Raw genomic sequence first — 17,965 nt, 5'->3', positions numbered from 1 at the left:
GGATGACGACTGACCTCGGGCCGTTCGCCCCCACCCGGCACTGGATGCGCGCGCACCCGCTCGCCACCGATGCCGTCCTCGCGTTCGGGGCGCTCGTCTCCATGGTCGTCGGCTCGTTCGCCGATCCGCACGGCCCGCACGGCCCGACCTTCGGCACCCGCACCCCCGATCCGCTGTCCCTGCTGCTGATGGTGCTGGCCTCGGCGGCGCTGGTGTTCCGGCGCCGCCACGTCCGCGCCGTCCTCGCCGCGACCATCGCGCTGTCCCTGCTGGAGCTGACCACCGGCGAGCCGCGGGCCCCCGTCGCCATGGCGGCCGTCATCGCCCTGTACACGCTGGCCTCCCGCACCGACCGGCCCACCACCTGGCGGATCGCGCTGCTCACGATGGCGGGGATGACCGGCATCGCCATGCTCGCCGGGCCGCTGCCCTGGTACGCGCAGGAGAACATCGGCATCTTCGCCTGGACGGGCATGGCCGCGGCCGCCGGCGACGCCGTCCGCAGCCGGCGGGCGTTCGTCGACGCGATCCGCGAGCGCGCCGAGCGGGCCGAGCGGACCCGCGAGGAGGAGGCGCGGCGGCGGGTCGCCGAGGAGCGGCTGCGGATCGCCCGCGACCTGCACGACGTGGTCGCCCACCACATCGCCCTCGTCAACGTGCAGGCGGGGGTGGCCGCGCACGTCATGGACCGGCGACCCGACCAGGCCAAGGAGGCCCTCGCCCACGTCCGCGACGCGAGCCGGTCGGCGCTGAACGAGCTGCGCGCCACCGTCGGCCTGCTGCGCCAGTCCGGGGACCCGGAGGCGCCGACCGAGCCCGCCCCCGGCCTCGCCCGGCTGGACGATCTGGTCGACACCTTCCGCAACGCGGGGCTGCCGGTGAAGGTGATGGTGGAGCTCGGCCGGGACGCCGACCCGCTGCCGGCCGCCGTCGACCTCGCCGCGTACCGGGTGATCCAGGAGGCGCTGACGAACGTCCGCAAGCACGCGGGGCCGCAGGCGCGCGCCGAGGTCAGCGTGGTGCGGGTCGGGGATTCGGCCGAGGTGACCGTCCTCGACGACGGCGGCGCCGCCGCGGCCGGCGCGGGCGCGGAGCCCGCCCCGGGAGACGGGCCGGGCGGCGGGCACGGCCTCCTCGGGATGCGGGAGCGGGCCGGCGCACTGGGCGGCTCCTGCTCCGCCGGGCCCCGCTTCGGCGGCGGCTACCGGGTCCACGTCACCCTGCCGGTGAAGTGAACCGCGGGCGGGGGCGGGCCGCCGCCCCCGCTCAGCAGGGCTTGCGCCAGGCCCCCAGGTCGTATTTCTTCTGCATCGAGGCGAATCCGAGCTTCCGGGTCTGGGCGCAGAACCGGCTCGCGGGCAGCTCGTACTCGACGTGGAAGACGGCCTTGCCCGCCGCCGTGAACGGGGCCAGCCGCTCGCACTCGTCGTACTGGGCGCACTGCTCGTTGACCGCGAAGTCGAAGTCGCCGACCAGCTGGGGGACCTGGTCGAGGTCGTTCTTCAGCCCGACCGCGAGGCCCCGGTCGCGGGCGAGGCGGGCGATCAGCCGGTTGTAGCGCAGCTGGTCCTCCGCGGTCAGCGGGAAGCCCGTCTCGTTGGCGTACCCGTCCATGTTGTCCGGTTCGACCGCGTCGAAGCCCTTGTCGCGGCACATGTCCAAGCGGGCGGCCATCAGCGGCTCCAGCTCGGCGGTGCGCCGGATGTCCAGCCAGCGCTCCCCCTCCCAGCCGTTCCCCCGGCCCAGGAGTTCGGCGGGGAACGCGGCCGCGTCGGGCCGGAAGTCCTCCCAGGCGCCAGTCGACAGGTAGCAGATGACCCGGCGCCCGGCCTTGTGCAGGGTCGCGACCTGCTCGCGGTCGGTGTCGAATCCGTCGACGTCGTAGACGGGCGCGTCCACCGAGGTGTCGAGCTTCCCGGTGAGCTGCCACTGCCAGGAGGTGACGGGCCCGGGCCGCCACCGCTCCCCCGGCACCGGGTCGGCCGCCCTGTCGGGGGCGGCGTCGTCGCCGGGCTGACCGGTGCAGGCCGCGGCCAGGAGCAGCAGCGGCAGCAGGAGCAGCAGGGGCCGGCGGGGCCGGATCCGCGGGCGGTTCACCGGGCGGCTTCCAGGGCGTGGGGCAGGGTGCCCCAGGGGTGGGCGCCGGTCCCGGGCACGGCGCAGTGGACGGCGGCGCCGCGCTGCTCGGCCAGTTCCGCGGCGGGCGCGCCGGGCGGGACGGCGTAGACGAGGTGGCAGAACCGCTGGGCGGGGTGGTCGGCCGTCCAGGGCGGCACGGCCGCGTCCCGGTAGGCGTCCCAGGGCCCCTCGAAGGTGACGAGCAGGTCGGCGAGTTCGGCGTAGCCGGGGTGCGGGTGGACGCCGTGGTTGAGGACGAGGGTGCGGGCGCCCGCCGCGCGGGCCGCGACGGCGAGCCGCCCGTAGTGGGGCAGCAGCGCCGGGTCGGGCGCGGCCTGGTCGAGGAAGGCCCCGTCGGCCCCGTACCAGTCGCGGTGGCGCAGCAGGTCCCGGACGACCGCGGCGTGCGGGCGCCGCCCGTAGTCGGTGTCGGTGTACCCGAGGACGGGCACCCCGGCCGCGCGCAGCCGCCGGGCGACGGCCTCGAACCGCTCGTCGGGGGCCTCGCCCGGCCCGCTGGCCGGGTTGAGGACCACCGAGTGCAGCCGCCCGGCGGAGCGGATCAGCAGCTCCCAGTCGTCGGGCCGGTCGGCGGGATGCTCGTAGAGCGGCACCAGCAGCATGGCGTCCTTCTTCTCGTACGTGCCGTACGTGTCGTACGCGGTCACGGTCAGCGGTGTGCCGTCGCCCGGCCGAGGAGCAGGCAGGCGAGGACGGCGAGGACGGCCGCGGCGGTGCCGGCCACGGCGAACTGCACCGTGCGGGGCTGACCGTACTCCAGCAGCAGGGCCAGGCTCTGCGCGGCGGCCGCGCCGGCGCAGACGGCGGCGGCGGCCCGGACGGCCCCGAAGGACTGGAGCAGCAGCCCGGTCCACAGCACGGCGCCGAGCAGCAGCAGCGTCGCCGCCCGGGCCCCGGCGAGCGGCGGCGCCCCCGGCCAGCACAGGGTGCCGGCGAGGCCGAGGGCCAGCAGCACGGCCAGGTAGGAGGCGAGGCAGCCGGCCAGCACGCCGAGCATCCGCAGCCGGAACCGCCGTGGCGAGCGGGCCGCGCGCAGCCCGGCGAGGGTGCCGCTGCGGAAGCGGTGGAGCAGCCATTCGGCGGGTCCCATGCTGAGGGTGAGCGCGACGGCGGAGGGCGCGGCGACGGCTTCGGCGGGCCCCCCGGCGAGCACCTCGCCGAGGGCGGTGTACAGCACGAGCAGGCCGGTGCCGAGACCGAAGACCCCGTACGGCACCGAGTCCGCGAGGCGCGGCCCGCCCGGCCCGTACGGCTCATCCGGCCCGCGCAGCATGCGCCAGCGGACCGGGCACGACGCGCCGGCCGCGGCGGCCCGGCGGTGGCGGCGGCCGGGCCGGCGGTGTCCGGCCGCGCGCCGGCGGATCCGGCGCCGGGCGGCCCGTACGCCGGCGGCGAGCGGCAGCTCCCGCGCCGCGAGCGTGCAGGCGGCGAGCAGGGAGGCGGCGAGCAGGGACGCGCGGAGCGCCGCGGGCAGGTCGACGGCGAGGGCGAGGACGGCTCCGGCGGCCATCGGGGAGAGCGCCGCGAACAGCAGCCGCTCCCGGCCGAGGACGAGCAGCACGGTGGCGGCGCCGACGTAGGCGGCCTGCCCGGCGGCGAAGGCGTGGCTGAAGGGCGGCGCACCGGGCACGGCGTAGGCGGCGGCGGTGCCGAGGAGCGCGCCGGCGGGCGCGCCGAGGAGGAGGGTCCGCCCGGCGGCGGCCCGGTCGCCGAGGCCGAGCCAGGAGTAGGCGCGGTGGGAGAGGGCCTGGTCCCACACCCAGCCGATGAGGGCGCCGGCGACGAGGGTGAGGGTGCCGGCGGGCAGCCCGAGCCGGTCGGGCGGGCCCTCCAGGAAGGGGGCGCCGACGACGTAGGCGAGGCCGGGCAGCGCGAAGACGATCCCGCGGAGCAGGCAGGGGCCGAGGGGGACCCTCCACGGGTCGGGGTGCCGGTCGGGCTCGGGGTGGGCGCGCGGCACCCGGGCGTAGAGCTCCTCGGCGAGGGAGAAGGAGTCGGGGCGGCCGTAGGCGAGCCGGATGTGCTCGTCGGTCATCCCGTCGGACTCCAGGACGGCGGCGATCTCGTCGGGGTGGACGGCGGCGGCCGCGACGCCTCCGAAGCGGTCGGCGAGTTCGTCGAGGGGATCGCGGGCGGCCGCGCCGGGGCCGGCGGGGCGGGGGCGGGGGACGGCGGGCAGGGTGTCGCCGCCGGGGGCGTGCAGCCAGAGGGATCCGCTCACCACAGGCTCCCGTCGGCGGCGAGTTCGCGGTACCAGGGGTCGGCCAGCCGCTGCGTCCAGGTGTCGCCGTCGTGGACGGGCAGGAGGGGCTGGCCGGCGAGTTCGCGGTAGATGTGGCGGAAGCCGTCGACGGACTGGTGGAGGGTGAACTTCTCCACGACGCGCCGGCGGGCGAGCCGGCCGAGTTCGGCGCGGCGGGCGTCGTCGCGCAGGAGGGCGAGGGCGGCGCGGGCCATGGTCTCCGGCTCGCGGGGCGGGACGACGAGCCCTGTGTCGCCGACCGCCTCGCGGACGCCCCCGACGTCGGTGGAGACGGTCGTTCGGCCGCAGGACATGGCCTCGATGATGCTGAAGGGGAAGCCCTCGCTGATGCTGGAGAGCATGACGATGCTGCCGGCGGCGTACGCGTCGGCGACCCGCTCGATGCGGCCCTCCCAGGACACGCCGTCGGCGATGCCGAGTTCGGCGGCCAGCTTCTCCAGGCCGGCCTTGTGGTCCTCGCAGCCGGCGGGCACCGGGCCGAACAGGCGCAGCCGCAGCTCGGGCAGTTCGCGGCGTATGGACGCGTAGGCCCGCAGGAGCGTCTCCAGGTCCTTGATGGGGTCGATGCGGCCGCACCAGCTGAGGGTGGGCACCTCCGGCTCGGGCCCGGCGTCGGGGAAGGCGTGCGGGTCGACGCCGTTGTAGACGGTGCGGATCCGGTCGGCTGGCGCGCCGCCGCGCTCCTCCCAGCGGCGGTTGTACCGGTTGCAGGGCGTGATCAGGTCGGCCTGCCGGTAGCCCTCGGTGTTGAGCTCGCGGTAGAAGCCGAGCACGAGGGCCTTGACGGGCCAGCGCTGGGCCGCGGTGCGGTAGCCGAGATAGCGCTCGCGCAGGTAGATGCCGTGCTCGGTGAGGAGGAACGGGACGCCGTCGAGGTGTTTCGCGGCGAGGGCGGGGAGGGTGGCGAGGCCGCTGCTGACGGCGTGCGCGACGCAGTCGGGCGGGATCCGCACGCACAGCGGCCGCAGCGCGTGCTCCAGCAGGTCGGTCGCGGCCAGCGCGTCGTGGACGGTCGGGGCCGCGGCGGCGGTGGCCAGGCCGGGGCGATTCCAGACGGACATGAGCAGGCGCAGGACGGACTCGGAGCGCAGGGCCGGCGCGAGCCGGCCGGCGCGGGCGAGGACGGCGAACTCGCGCAGGGCCTCGCGGAATCCGCCGGCGGCGGGGTCGAGCAGGGACAGCAGGAAGGTTTCACAGGTTTCGTGGAAGCGGCGCCGCGCCCGGCCGCCCGGGAGCCTTCGGCCGCGTCCGGGGGGCGGCCCCCACAGCGGGAAGGCGGTGTGCCGGTAGACGTTGCGCGGCAGCTCCCAGGCGACGGGCTCGCGGCCGGTGCCGGTCAGGGCCGTGACGTTGAAGTCGACTTCCGGCATGCCCCGGACCAGTTGGTCGCACCAGGTGCTCACGCCCCCGTGGACGTGCGGGTAGGTGCCTTCGGTGAGCATGGTGACATGGCGCCCATGGCTCATGCGGTGTGTCCCCCCAAGGACTGTTGCGTCGGTTCGCGCAGGACAGCGGCCGAGCGGGCTGCGCGGCCCGCTCGGCCGGATGGATCGGAAGGGCCGGCTCAGCCGGGCAGGCGGAGCACCACCGAGCTCTGCAGCGGTTCGGGGCCGGTCCAGGCGGAGCGGGTCCCCGCGTACGCGGTGCCGAACTCGGCGGTGCCCAGCAGGAGCTGCTTGCGGGTGCCGTTCGGCGCGGTGACCGGGGCGAGGACGCCGGAGGGCGCCTTGACGGTGACGGTCGTGCCGATGCGGTAGGCGGTGACGCGGCCCGCGGCGAGCGCCTTGTCCCAGGCGGCGCGGCGGCCGAGTTCGACGCCGGTGTCCTTCATGCTCTGGTTGACGAGCGGCGTGCTGGGCGCGAAGAGGGTCCGGTACTCGTCCAGGACCCGGTCCAGGACCGGGTAGAGGGTGCGGTCCTCGGCGAGGTTGGACTGGTGGACGTAGTGCGGGCGCGGGTCTCCCGCCAGCACGTGGCGCAGGGCGGTGCGGGCCTCCTGCGGGACGATGTGGGCGAGGTAGCCGGTGGCGGTGTCGAGCGGGGCGGGCAGGCAGGTCGAGGTCGCCGGGTCGTCCTCGCAGAGGCCGCTGCCGCCGTGGGCGCGGCTGGTGTAGATCCAGTTGTACTCGTCGGCCATCTCCTCGTTGGTGCCCGTGTTGTAGTACACGTTCATCGGGTGGCGGGGGACGGTCAGGGCGGCGCCTACGGGCCGCTGGGCGGGCTCGCGGGAGTTGTCGCTGCCGACCCACTTGACCCCGTTGTCGGCGAGCGCCCCGGCCAGGTTGGGGTTGTCCTGGGGCTGCTGCGGCAGCGTCTTGAGCCCGGAGTGCTCGCCGGTGACGAGTTCGGTGCGGTCGAGGGGGACGCCCTTGGCGGCCGCCCAGGCGACGTTGTCGCGGATCTGCGCCGAGATCTCCGCGCGGCTCATGTACCGGATGTTGCCCTGCGCGTCCTTCGTGCAGGTCCACGGGGTGGCGGCGGTGTCCTGGACGCAGCCGAGGTAGGGGTGCGTGTAGGTGTGGTTGAGCCAGCGGTACTGGGCCTTGTCCGCGAGCAGCTGCGCGGTGAGGGCGTCGGTGCCGCCGTTCTCGGCCTTCCACTCCTCGCCGGCGCCGGCGTTGAAGAGCATGTCGAGCTTGAAGCCCTTGGCCTGCTGCCACTGGGCGGCGTACCGGGCGTCCTCGGCGGTCATCCGGATGGTGCTCTCCCGGCCCTCGCCGCCCGCGCAGGCGTAGTCGCCGGGCGTGCAGTTCAGCTCGGTGTTCCAGCGGGCGTCGGGTGCGAAGACGTCGTCGACGTGCACCGCGAAGTAGTTGCGGCTGCGGCCGAGGTGGACGCCCTGGGTGAGCCAGTCGACGATGCCGCGGGCCAGCAGCCGGAACTGCCGCTGGTGCTGGTTGTAGCCGAAGGTGACGACGAGTTCGGTGCGCCCGTCATGCGCGTACTCGCCGACCAGCGAGGCGCGGCCGGCGCCGGCGGGCGCGTCCACGAAGCTGGTGTAGCCCTCCCTCGGCCGGCCCATGAAGCCGTAGCTCTCGGGGACGAGGGCGGAGTTGTCCTCGAAGGCGACCTCGCCGCCGAGGTAGCCGAACGGGCCGGCCTTGCCGGCGGCGGTGACGGCGGCCCGCGTCCCGTCGAGCTGCCCGCTGTACCCGCCGTTGTCGGTGTACTCCAGTCCCACCCCCGGGTGGGCCCAGGTGTAGGCGTCCACCTGGCGGATGCCGAACGCCGACTCGTAGGAGGCGAGCGCGGCCATCTCGGCCGAGCCCTCCCCGAACGGGTTCTCGTTGGGCAGGACCACGCCCTGGTACTTCGCGCGCGGCCGGCCGTCGACGGTGTCGCTGAGGAAGGCGGCGTCGATGACCGGGCGGCCGCTCGCGCCCAGCAGGACGCGCGTGTAGGGGACCCCGGTGTCGCGGAGTTCCGCGGTGATCGCCTCGACCGAGCTGCCGCCGTCGTCGACGACGAGCACCTTCAGGTCGATGCGCGGTGTGGCGGCCGCCGCCTCGGCGGACGCGGCGGGCAGTGCCACGGACATCAGCGCGGCGGCCGCCAGGGCTGCCGCGGTCCTGCTCGTCCGGTTCCTTGTGACCATGTCGGCCTTTCCCCCCGCAGGCACCACCCCGGCCGCGGACCGGGCGGATGGCCGGGCCGGGGAGGCTCTGTGGAAATCGTGCAAAGGAACCCCGCGTCCCCTTGCGCTCGTGTGGCCCGAGTCTCGCGGCAGCCCGGGGCGGCGAAGAGGCAAACCCGGGGCGAAGACCACGGACGGGTGAACCGGGGGGCTTCCTGTTCGAACGCCGTGGCAAACCTTCGAGTGGCATACGGGCCGACCCGTACGCGTAGGCTCATTTCTGGCGGCCGCCGGGCCGGAATACGATCGCTGCCGGAAGGCCGTCCACCCACTCGGCCCACAACACAAACGGAAGCGAGACCTCACCACCGTGACTGCTCTGACTCTCAGCACTGCCGGCGCGGCGACGCTGCGCGCCGACGCCCTCGTGGTCGGCGTGGCGAAGGGCCCGAAGGGTCCCGTCGTCGCCGCGGGCGCCGAGGCCGTGGACAAGGCGTACGACGGGAGGCTCGCCGCCGTTCTCGACGCGCTGGGCGCCACCGGCGCCGAAGGCGAGACGACCAAGCTGCCGTCCCCGGACGGCCTCAAGGCCCCGGTCGTGCTGGCGGTCGGCCTCGGCCCGGCGCCGGACGAGGACGAGTCGTTCGACGAGGAGGCGCTGCGCCGCGCCGCCGGCTGCGCGGCCCGCGCGCTGCACGGCAGCAAGAAGGCCGCGTTCGCCCTCCCCCTGGAGGACGCCTCCGCCGTCACCGCCGTCGCCGAGGGCGCGCTGCTCGGCGCGTACGCCTTCACCTCCTACCAGGGCGGCGAGAAGAAGGGCGCGGCCGCGAAGAACGGCGGCCCCAAGCGCCCCCTCGCCGAGGTGGCCCTGCTCGGCGCCAAGCCGCGCGACAAGGAGCAGAAGGCCGCGGTCGAGCGCGCGATCGTCGTCGCCTCCGAGGTCAACACCGCCCGCGACCTCATCAACACCCCGCCGAACGACCTCACCCCGGCCGCGTTCGCGTCGATCGCGTCCGCCACCGCCAAGGAGCACGGCCTCAAGGTGCAGGTGCTCGACGAGAAGGCCCTCACCAAGGGCGGCTACGGCGGCATCATGGGCGTCGGCAAGGGCTCCGAGAACCCGCCGCGCCTGGTGAAGATCACCTACACCCACTCCGAGGCGGTCAAGCACCTCGCCTTCGTCGGCAAGGGCATCACCTACGACTCGGGCGGCATCTCCCTGAAGCCGGCCGGCCACAACGAGACCATGAAGTGCGACATGTCCGGTGCCGCCGCCGTGTTCGCCTCCGTCGTCGCGGTGGCCCGCCTGGGCCTGCCCGTCAACGTCACCGGCTGGCTCGCGCTCGCCGAGAACATGCCCTCCGGCTCCGCCACCCGCCCCGGCGACGTGCTGCGCATGTACAGCGGCAAGACCGTCGAGGTCCTCAACACCGACGCCGAGGGCCGCCTCGTCCTGGGCGACGCGCTGACCAAGGCGTCCGAGGACAACCCGGACGCGATCATCGACGTGGCGACCCTGACGGGCGCGATGGTGCTGGCGCTCGGCGACCGCACCTTCGGCATCATGGCCAACGACGACGCCTTCCGCACCGCGGTCCACGAGATCGCCGAGGAGGTCGGCGAGCAGTCCTGGCCGATGCCGCTCCCCGCGGACCTGCGCAAGACGATGGACTCCCCCACCGCCGACATCGCCAACATGGGCGTCCGGATGGGCGGCGGCCTGGTCGCCGGCCTCTTCCTGCAGGAGTTCGTCGGCGAGGGCATCACCTGGGCCCACCTCGACATCGCCGGCCCCGCCTTCCACGAGGGCGCCCCGTACGGCTACACCCCCAAGGGCGGCACCGGCTCGGCCGTGCGCACCCTGGTGCGGCTGGCGGAGCGGACGGCCACGGGCGACCTGGGCTGACCGCCCCGCCCCGCCGCCCCCGCGGTGTGACGCACGACGCACCCCGGCCCCGGACCGCAGGTCCGCGGGGCCGGGGTGGTCGCCCACAACGAAATCCGCAGGTTTCTACGCTTCGGTAACCCTCCCTTCCGGCAGAACGACCTGCCACAGTCCGGGCCCGGCGTCCCGCGTTCCCCCGACAAATGCGAAGATGGGTTCTCGGCAGGACAGGGCCCCCACCACAGGGCCGAAGAAACAAGCGGCCGAATACCAGCCGCCGCCCGGTCACAGAGGACCGGTGCCCGGCGCACATGCATGGAGGACGTGACGTGGCGAACGACGCCAGCACCGTTTTCGACCTAGTGATCCTCGGCGGTGGCAGTGGCGGTTACGCCGCGGCTCTGCGCGCTTCCCAGCTGGGTCTGGACGTTGCCCTGATCGAGAAGAACAAGCTCGGCGGCACCTGCCTGCACAACGGCTGCATCCCGACGAAGGCCCTGCTCCACGCGGGTGAGATCGCCGACCAGGCGCGCGAGGCCGCGCAGTTCGGTGTCAAGGCCTCCTTCGAGGGCATCGACATCGCGGGCGTGCACAAGTACAAGGACGACGTCATCGCGGGCCTGTACAAGGGCCTCCAGGGCCTGGTCGCCTCCCGCAAGGTGACGTACATCGAGGGTGAGGGCCGCCTGTCCTCCCCGACGTCCGTCGACGTGAACGGGCAGCGCGTCGAGGGCCGCCACGTCCTGCTGGCGACCGGTTCCGTGCCGCGCTCCCTGCCGGGCCTGGACATCGACGGCAACCGCATCATCTCCTCGGACCACGCGCTGGTCCTGGACCGCGTGCCGCAGTCCGCGATCATCCTCGGCGGTGGCGTCATCGGCGTCGAGTTCGCCTCGGCGTGGAAGTCCTTCGGCACCGACGTCACGGTCATCGAGGGCCTGAAGCACCTCGTCCCGGTCGAGGACGAGAACAGCTCCAAGCTGCTGGAGCGCGCCTTCCGCAAGCGCGGCATCAAGTTCAACCTGGGCACCTTCTTCGAGAAGGCCGAGTACACCGAGAACGGTGTGCGGGTCACCCTCGCCGACGGCAAGACCTTCGAGGCCGAGGTGCTGCTGGTCGCCATCGGCCGCGGCCCGGTCTCCCAGGGCCTGGGCTACGAGGAGCAGGGCGTCGCGATGGACCGGGGCTACGTCCTGGTCGACGAGTACATGCAGACGAACGTGCCGACGATCTCGGCCGTCGGCGACCTGGTCCCGACCCTGCAGCTCGCGCACGTCGGCTTCGCGGAGGGCATCCTGGTCGCGGAGCGCCTGGCGGGCCTGAAGACCGTCCCGATCGACTACGACGGCGTTCCGCGCGTGACGTACTGCCACCCCGAGGTCGCCTCCGTCGGCATCACCGAGGCCAAGGCCAAGGAGATCTACGGTGCGGACAAGGTCGTCGCCCTGAAGTACAACCTGGCGGGCAACGGCAAGAGCAAGATCCTGAAGACCGCGGGCGAGATCAAGCTCGTCCAGGTCAAGGACGGTGCCGTGGTCGGCGTCCACATGGTCGGTGACCGGATGGGCGAGCAGGTCGGCGAGGCCCAGCTGATCTACAACTGGGAGGCCCTGCCGGCCGAGGTCGCGCAGCTCATCCACGCGCACCCGACGCAGAACGAGGCGCTCGGCGAGGCCCACCTGGCCCTGGCCGGCAAGCCGCTGCACTCCCACGACTGATCGTCCCGGGCGCGACGACCACTTCCGCACTTTCACAAGGAGCAACTGAAACCATGGCGGTTTCCGTAACCCTTCCGGCGCTCGGCGAGAGCGTCACAGAGGGCACTGTCACCCGCTGGCTGAAGGCCGAGGGCGAGCGCGTCGAGGCCGACGAGCCGCTGCTGGAGGTGTCGACCGACAAGGTCGACACCGAGATCCCCTCGCCCGTCGCCGGCGTCCTGGCCTCGATCAAGGTCGCCGAGGACGAGACCGTCGAGGTCGGCGCCGAGCTGGCCGTCATCGACGACGGCTCCGGCGCTCCGGCCGCGGCCCCCGCCCCGGCCGCCGAGGCCGCGGCTCCGGCCGCCGAGGCCCCCGCGGCCGAGGCGCCTGCCGCCCCGGCTCCGGCCGCCGAGGCCCCCGCCGCTGCCGCCGCGCCCGCCGCGTCCGGCACCGACGTCGTGCTGCCCGCGCTGGGCGAGTCGGTCACCGAGGGCACCGTCACCCGCTGGCTGAAGGCGGTCGGCGAGACGGTCGAGGCCGACGAGCCGCTGCTGGAGGTGTCCACCGACAAGGTCGACACCGAGATCCCCGCGCCGACGTCCGGCACGCTGCTGGAGATCCTGGTCGGCGAGGACGAGACCGCCGAGGTCGGCGCCCGTCTCGCCGTCATCGGCGTCGCCGGCGCGGCTCCGGCCGCTGCCCCGGCCCCGGCCGCCCCGGCCCCGGCTGCCGCTCCGGCTCCGGCCGCTCCGGCTCCGGCGGCTCCGGCGGCTCCGGCTCCGGCTGCCGCCCCGGCGGCTCCGGCCGCTCCGGCCCCGGTCGCCGCGCCGGCTCCGGCCGCGCCGGCCGCGCCGGCTCCGGCCCCGGTCGCCCCGGCGGCTCCGGCCGCTCCCGCGGCTCCGGCTTCCGCCGGTGACGAGGGCGCGTACGTGACCCCGCTGGTGCGCAAGCTCGCCTCGGAGTCCGGCGTCGACCTGAACACCGTCACGGGCACCGGCGTCGGCGGCCGTATCCGCAAGCAGGACGTCCTGGCCGCCGCCGAGGCCGCCAAGGCCGCTGCCGCCCCGGCTCCCGCCGCCGCTGCCGCCCCGGCCGCCCAGGCCCCGGCCGCCGCGGTCTCGGAGCTGCGCGGCCAGACGGTCAAGATGACCCGCATGCGCAAGGTCATCGGCGACAACATGATGAAGGCCCTGCACTCGCAGGCGCAGCTGTCGTCCGTGGTCGAGGTGGACGTCACCAAGATCATGAAGCTGCGGGAGAAGGCCAAGGCCTCCTTCCTGGCACGCGAGGGCGTCAAGCTCTCCCCGATGCCGTTCTTCGTCAAGGCCGCCGCCCAGGCGCTGAAGGCCCACGCGGTCGTCAACGCCCGGATCAACGACGACGAGGGCACCATCACCTACTTCGACTCGGAGAACATCGGCATCGCCGTGGACTCCGAGAAGGGCCTGATGACCCCGGTCATCAAGGGTGCGGGCGACCTCAACCTGGCCGGCATCGCCAAGGCGACCGCCGACCTGGCCGGCAAGGTCCGCGGCAACAAGATCACCCCGGACGAGCTGTCCGGTGCGACCTTCACCATCAGCAACACCGGTTCCCGCGGCGCCCTGTTCGACACGGTCATCGTGCCGCCGAACCAGGTCGCGATCCTCGGCATCGGCGCCACGGTGAAGCGCCCGGTGGTCCAGGAGACCGCCGAGGGCACCGTCATCGCCGTCCGCGACATGACGTACCTGACCCTCTCCTACGACCACCGCCTGGTGGACGGCGCGGACGCGGCCCGGTACCTCACCGCGGTCAAGGCGATCCTGGAGGCCGGCGAGTTCGAGGTCGAGCTCGGCCTGTAAGGCCCCCAGCCGACGGCCCCCCGTCGCAGCACCACGGCGCCCCCGCCCGGAACCGATCCGGGCGGGGGCGCCGTCGTTCTCCGCGGCTGTAACCAGCCTCACCCGGCGACCCCGTCCGCGGACCCTTCCCGTGCGGCTACTGCGCCGTATTGTCTACGCATCAGAGCTGTGCACGACTTCACAGGAGATGAAGCCCCGATGATCACCCCACCCGTCGTGCAGTCCCTGCGCGAGCAGATCCGCGAGCACATCGTGGAGGGGATCGTCAGCGGGCGCTGGAAGCCCGGCGAGCGGATCGTCGAGCGGCGGATCGCCGTCGAGCTGGAGGTCAGCCAGACGCCGGTGCGCGAGGCCCTGCGGGAGCTGGAGACGCTCCGGCTGATCGAGTCGGCGCCCAACAAGGGCGTACGGGTGCGGAACCTGTCGGCGGCGGACCTGGAGGAGATCTACCCGGTGCGGGCCGGCCTGGAGCAGATCGCGGCCGAGCTGGCGGCGCCGCGGCTGGCTGCGGACTGCTCGGCGCTGGAGCCGCACGTGGCGGCGCTGTGGGAGGCGGACCGGCTGGAGGACGGCACGGCGCAGGTGCGGCACACGGTCGGCTTTCACCGGGAGATGGTGCGGGCGGCCGGGAACAGCGTGCTGCTGCACACCTGGGAGAGCCTGGGCATCGAGGTGTTCACGGCCCTGTCGATCCGCTGGCTGGGGACGGTGCAGAAGTCGTACGCGGAGGAGCACGAGGCCCTCGTGCAGGCCTTCCGCACCCGGGACCCCGACATCGGCGTGCTGGTCAAGCGGCATGTTCTGGGGTGCGCGCCGCGCGCCTGACACAACGACAGGAGTCCGTTTCCACCGCATTTGACCGGCACCGGGTGCCTGAATCCCTGGCACCCGGTGCCGACTTTTGCCTGATGTCCGCCATCTCGACCGCAAACGTTTGATCGATCATCGATCAGGGATTTACAGTCGGGGCGGACCCCCACCGGAGTCCGCCCCCCTGTCCTGCCCGTCAGGGATCTTCTTCACCACCTCTCCTTTGTCCGGAAGGCGGCGCACACCGATGTCCGACCCCGTAGGAAAGCTTCCGAGCGAGCTCGACCAGCTCCCGGACCGCGACACCGAGGAGACCGCCGAATGGGCGGCCTCCCTCGACGCCGTCGCCAAGGCCGCCGGTACGCGCCGCGCCGAATACCTGCTCCGCCGCACCCTCCAGCACGCCGAGAGCGCCGGCCTCGCCCTGCCGAAGCTGCTGGAGACGGACTACGTCAACACCATCCCCACCTCCGCCGAGCCGGACTTCCCCGGTGACGAGGAGATGGAGGCCCGCATCACGGCCTGGAACCGCTGGAACGCGGCCGCCATGGTGACCCGCGGCTCCAAGTACGGCGTCGGCGGCCACATCGCCACCTTCGCCTCCGCCGCCTGGCTGTACGAGACCGGCTTCCAGCACTTCTTCCGCGGGAAGGAGGCCGACGGCTCCGGCGACCAGCTCTACATCCAGGGCCACGCCTCCCCCGGCATCTACGCCCGCGCCTTCCTCGACGGGCGCATCTCCGAGCAGCAGCTCGACAACTTCCGCCAGGAGGCCGGCGGCAACGGCCTGCCCTCCTACCCGCACCCGCGGCGCCTGCCGTGGCTGTGGGAGTTCCCGACGGTCTCCATGGGCCTCGGCCCCCTGTCGGCGATCTACCAGGCGCGCTTCAACCGCTACCTGGAGAACCGCAGGATCAAGGACACCTCGAACTCGCACGTCTGGGCCTTCCTCGGCGACGGCGAGATGGACGAGCCCGAGTCGACGGCCGCCCTTGCCCTCGCGGCCCGCGAGCGCCTCGACAACCTGACCTTCGTCGTCAACTGCAACCTGCAGCGCCTCGACGGCCCGGTCCGCGCGAACTTCCGCATCGTCCAGGAGCTGGAGGCCCAGTTCCGCGGCGCCGGCTGGAACGTCGTGAAGACCCTGTGGGGCTCCGCCTGGGACGAGCTGTTCCGCCTCGACACCACGGGCGCCCTGGTCCGCCGCCTCCGCGAGACCCCGGACGCGCAGTTCCAGACGTACGCCACCCGCGACGCCGCCTACATCCGCGAGCACTTCTTCGGCGGCGACCCGGCCCTCGCGGCCCTCGGCGCCCTGCTGTCCGACGCGAAGATCTCCGAGTGCTTCCACACCTCCCGCGGCGGCCACGAGCCCCGCAAGGTGTACGCCGCGTACAAGGCCGCGCTGGAGCACAAGGGCGCGCCGACGGTCATCCTGGCGCAGACCGTCAAGGGCTACACCCTGGGCGCCGGGTTCGAGTCGAAGAACGCGAACCACCAGATGAAGAAGCTGACGATCGACGAGTTCAAGGGCATGCGCGACCTGCTCGGACTCCCGATCCCGGACAGCGCCTTCGACAGCGGCGTGGTCCCCTACGGCCACCCGGGCGCCGACTCCCCCGAGGTCCGCTACCTCCAGGAGCGCCGCGCGGCCCTCGGCGGCCCGGCCCCGGCCCGCCGCGTCCACCAGGTGGCCCTGCCGCAGCCGGCCGACAAGTCCTTCGCGCCGCTGCTCAAGGGCTCCGGCAAGCAGGAGATGGCCACGACGATGGCCTTCGTCCGCCTGGTCAAGGACCTGATGCGGGACAAGGAGACCGGCCGCCGCTGGGTGCCGATCGTCCCCGACGAGGCCCGCACCTTCGGCATGGAGTCGCTGTTCCCGTCCGCGGGCATCTACTCGCCGCTGGGGCAGACGTACGAGCCGGTCGACCGCGACCAGCTGATGTACTACAAGGAGGCCAAGGACGGCCAGATCCTCAACGAGGGGATCACCGAGGCCGGCGCCATGGCCGACTTCATCGCCGCCGCCACGTCGTACGCGACGCACGGCGAGACGATGATCCCGTTCTACATCTTCTACTCGATGTTCGGCTGGCAGCGCACGGGCGACCAGATGTGGCAGCTCGCCGACCAGCTCGGCAAGGGCTTCATCGTCGGCGCGACCGCCGGCCGCACCACCCTGACCGGTGAGGGCCTCCAGCACGCCGACGGCCACTCGCACCTGATCGCGGCCACCAACCCGGCCTCGCTCAACTACGACCCGGCGTTCGCGTACGAGATCGCGGTGATCGTCAAGGACGGTCTGAAGCGCATGTACGGGGAGAATCCCGAGGATGTCTTCTACTACCTGACGGTCTACAACGAGCCGAAGCCGCAGCCGGCCATGCCCGAGGGCGTGGAGGAGGGCATCGTCAAGGGCCTCTACCGCTTCAACACGGCGGCGGACCTCGGCGAGGCGGCGCCGGCCGCGGACGCCCCGAAGATCCAGCTCATGGCCTCGGGTACGGCGATCCACTGGATCCTGGAGGCGCAGCGGCTGCTGGCCGCCGAGTGGAACGTCGCCGCAGACGTCTGGTCCGCCACCTCCTGGGGCGAGCTGCGCCGGGACGCGCTGGAGGCCGACGAGGCCCTGCTGCGCGGCGAGGAGCGCACCCCGTACGTCACCCGTGTGCTGGAAGGCGCGCCGGGCCCGGTCCTGGCCGTCTCCGACTGGATGCGCCAGGTGCCCGACCAGATCAGCCAGTGGGTCCCGCAGGACTACTCCTCGCTGGGAACGGACGGCTTCGGCCTCTCCGACACCCGCGACAACGCCCGCCGCCACTTCGGCGTCGACGCCCAGTCGATCGTCGTGGCCGCGCTGGCCCAGCTCGCCCGCCGCGGCGAGGTGCCGGCGTCGTCCGTGAAGGAGGCGCGCGAGCGCTACGGCCTCTGAGCCGGCCGCCGGCCCGCGAGCCGGCGCGCGGACCCGGAGCCGCGGAGGCGGCCCCTCCCCCTGGCAGGGGCGGGGCCGCCTCCGGCGTTTCCGGGGCCCCTGTCGGATTCTCGCGGTGGCGGGCCACCGGCCGACCCGTGATGCTGGATGCCGTGATGGACGAGACGGAGTTCTGGGAGATCGTCGACAGCACCCGGGAGGCCGCCGAGGGCGACCCCGAGGAGCACGCCGAGCTGCTCGTGGACCGGTTGGCGCAGCTCGACCCGGACTCCGTCCTCGACTTCGCCCGGCATTTCGAGTCCCGGTACAACCGGGCGTACACCTGGGACCTGTGGGGCGCCGCCTGGGTGCTCCTCGACGGCGCGAGCGACGACGCCTTCGACTACTTCCGCTGCTGGCTGATCGGCCAGGGGCGGGAGGTCTTCGAGGGCGCCCTCCACGACCCGGACACGCTGGCCGAGCTCCTCGACGAATTCGACGAGGACGTCGACGGCGACGGCGAGGAGCTCGGCTACGCAGCCGACGAGGCGTACGAGCAGCTGACCGGGGCGGTCGCCCCCGACCTCGGGGTCCCGCTCCAGGCGGCGGAGCCGGCGGGCACCCCGCTCGACTTCGAGGACGAGGCCGTGCTGGCGGAGCGCTTCCCCCGGCTGTGGGACCGCTTCAGGGGCTGAGGGCGGGGGCCGGACAGGCCCTAGGGCCTGTCGTCAAAGTGATCTTGGGTTGTGGATCATGGAGTGGTGATACGTCGCCATGAACTGTCCGACGCCGAGTGGGACCTCATACGCCCGTTGCTGCCCCGGCCTGCGCTGGGGCGG

The 17,965-nt window shown here is 73.5% G+C and carries 12 protein-coding genes; 7 read left to right on the top strand and 5 right to left on the bottom strand.

What is annotated here, in order from left to right; translation table 11 throughout:
- The first annotated feature begins 2 nt into the window (after nucleotides 1–2).
- On the top strand, nucleotides 3–1,235 hold the full coding sequence (locus ACZ462_RS19600) for a sensor histidine kinase (RefSeq protein WP_467808990.1): 1,233 nt from the start codon (nucleotides 3–5) through the stop codon (nucleotides 1,233–1,235).
- Between the two features lie 31 nt (nucleotides 1,236–1,266).
- Here the strand turns inward: ACZ462_RS19600 and ACZ462_RS19595 are convergent, their stop codons facing one another.
- The 5 genes from ACZ462_RS19595 to ACZ462_RS19575 all read right to left on the bottom strand — a co-directional run bounded on the left by ACZ462_RS19595 (nucleotide 1,267) and on the right by ACZ462_RS19575 (nucleotide 7,997).
- Complete coding sequence (locus tag ACZ462_RS19595) at nucleotides 1,267–2,097, bottom strand: endo alpha-1,4 polygalactosaminidase (protein WP_467808991.1); 831 nt, start codon at nucleotides 2,095–2,097, stop codon at nucleotides 1,267–1,269.
- Nucleotides 2,094–2,741 (bottom strand): spherulation-specific family 4 protein, encoded by a 648-nt coding sequence (locus ACZ462_RS19590; protein WP_467809002.1) that lies wholly within the window; start codon nucleotides 2,739–2,741, stop codon nucleotides 2,094–2,096. Before ACZ462_RS19590 ends, ACZ462_RS19595 begins: the two co-directional genes overlap by 4 nt.
- A gap of 47 nt (nucleotides 2,742–2,788) precedes the next feature.
- Nucleotides 2,789–4,360 (bottom strand): hypothetical protein, encoded by a 1,572-nt coding sequence (locus ACZ462_RS19585; protein WP_467808992.1) that lies wholly within the window; start codon nucleotides 4,358–4,360, stop codon nucleotides 2,789–2,791.
- Nucleotides 4,357–5,868, bottom strand: a complete 1,512-nt coding sequence (gene pelF, locus ACZ462_RS19580; RefSeq protein WP_467808993.1) for a GT4 family glycosyltransferase PelF — start codon at nucleotides 5,866–5,868, stop codon at nucleotides 4,357–4,359. The genes ACZ462_RS19585 and pelF overlap by 4 nt, the downstream gene beginning before the upstream one ends.
- Before the next feature lie 98 nt (nucleotides 5,869–5,966).
- Nucleotides 5,967–7,997, bottom strand: coding sequence for a hypothetical protein (locus tag ACZ462_RS19575; protein WP_467808994.1), 2,031 nt, complete (start codon nucleotides 7,995–7,997; stop codon nucleotides 5,967–5,969).
- Nucleotides 7,998–8,346: 349 nt separating this feature from the next.
- Here ACZ462_RS19575 and ACZ462_RS19570 point away from each other — a divergent pair, with 349 nt between their 5' ends.
- From ACZ462_RS19570 to ACZ462_RS19545, 6 genes are all read left to right on the top strand, one after another.
- A complete protein-coding gene (locus tag ACZ462_RS19570; RefSeq protein WP_467808995.1) occupies nucleotides 8,347–9,882 on the top strand; it encodes a leucyl aminopeptidase in 1,536 nt (511 codons plus the stop codon).
- Nucleotides 9,883–10,190: 308 nt separating this feature from the next.
- Nucleotides 10,191–11,579: a dihydrolipoyl dehydrogenase gene (gene lpdA, locus ACZ462_RS19565; protein WP_467808997.1), complete on the top strand. Its 1,389-nt coding sequence runs from the start codon at nucleotides 10,191–10,193 to the stop codon at nucleotides 11,577–11,579.
- Nucleotides 11,580–11,632: 53 nt separating this feature from the next.
- Nucleotides 11,633–13,405: a 2-oxoglutarate dehydrogenase, E2 component, dihydrolipoamide succinyltransferase gene (sucB, locus tag ACZ462_RS19560; RefSeq protein WP_467808998.1), complete on the top strand. Its 1,773-nt coding sequence runs from the start codon at nucleotides 11,633–11,635 to the stop codon at nucleotides 13,403–13,405.
- Between the two features lie 201 nt (nucleotides 13,406–13,606).
- On the top strand, nucleotides 13,607–14,230 hold the full coding sequence (locus ACZ462_RS19555) for a GntR family transcriptional regulator (protein ID WP_467809003.1): 624 nt from the start codon (nucleotides 13,607–13,609) through the stop codon (nucleotides 14,228–14,230).
- Between the two features lie 232 nt (nucleotides 14,231–14,462).
- Nucleotides 14,463–17,147, top strand: coding sequence for a pyruvate dehydrogenase (acetyl-transferring), homodimeric type (gene aceE, locus ACZ462_RS19550; RefSeq protein ID WP_467808999.1), 2,685 nt, complete (start codon nucleotides 14,463–14,465; stop codon nucleotides 17,145–17,147).
- Between the two features lie 155 nt (nucleotides 17,148–17,302).
- Nucleotides 17,303–17,821, top strand: coding sequence for a DUF4240 domain-containing protein (locus ACZ462_RS19545; RefSeq protein ID WP_467809004.1), 519 nt, complete (start codon nucleotides 17,303–17,305; stop codon nucleotides 17,819–17,821).
- Nucleotides 17,822–17,965 lie beyond the last annotated feature (144 nt).

It is taken from the genome of Streptomyces sp. NPDC031121 (assembly GCF_055570615.1).
Note: the sequence above shows the minus strand (reverse complement) of the source record. Positions and strands in the feature narration are given on the sequence as shown.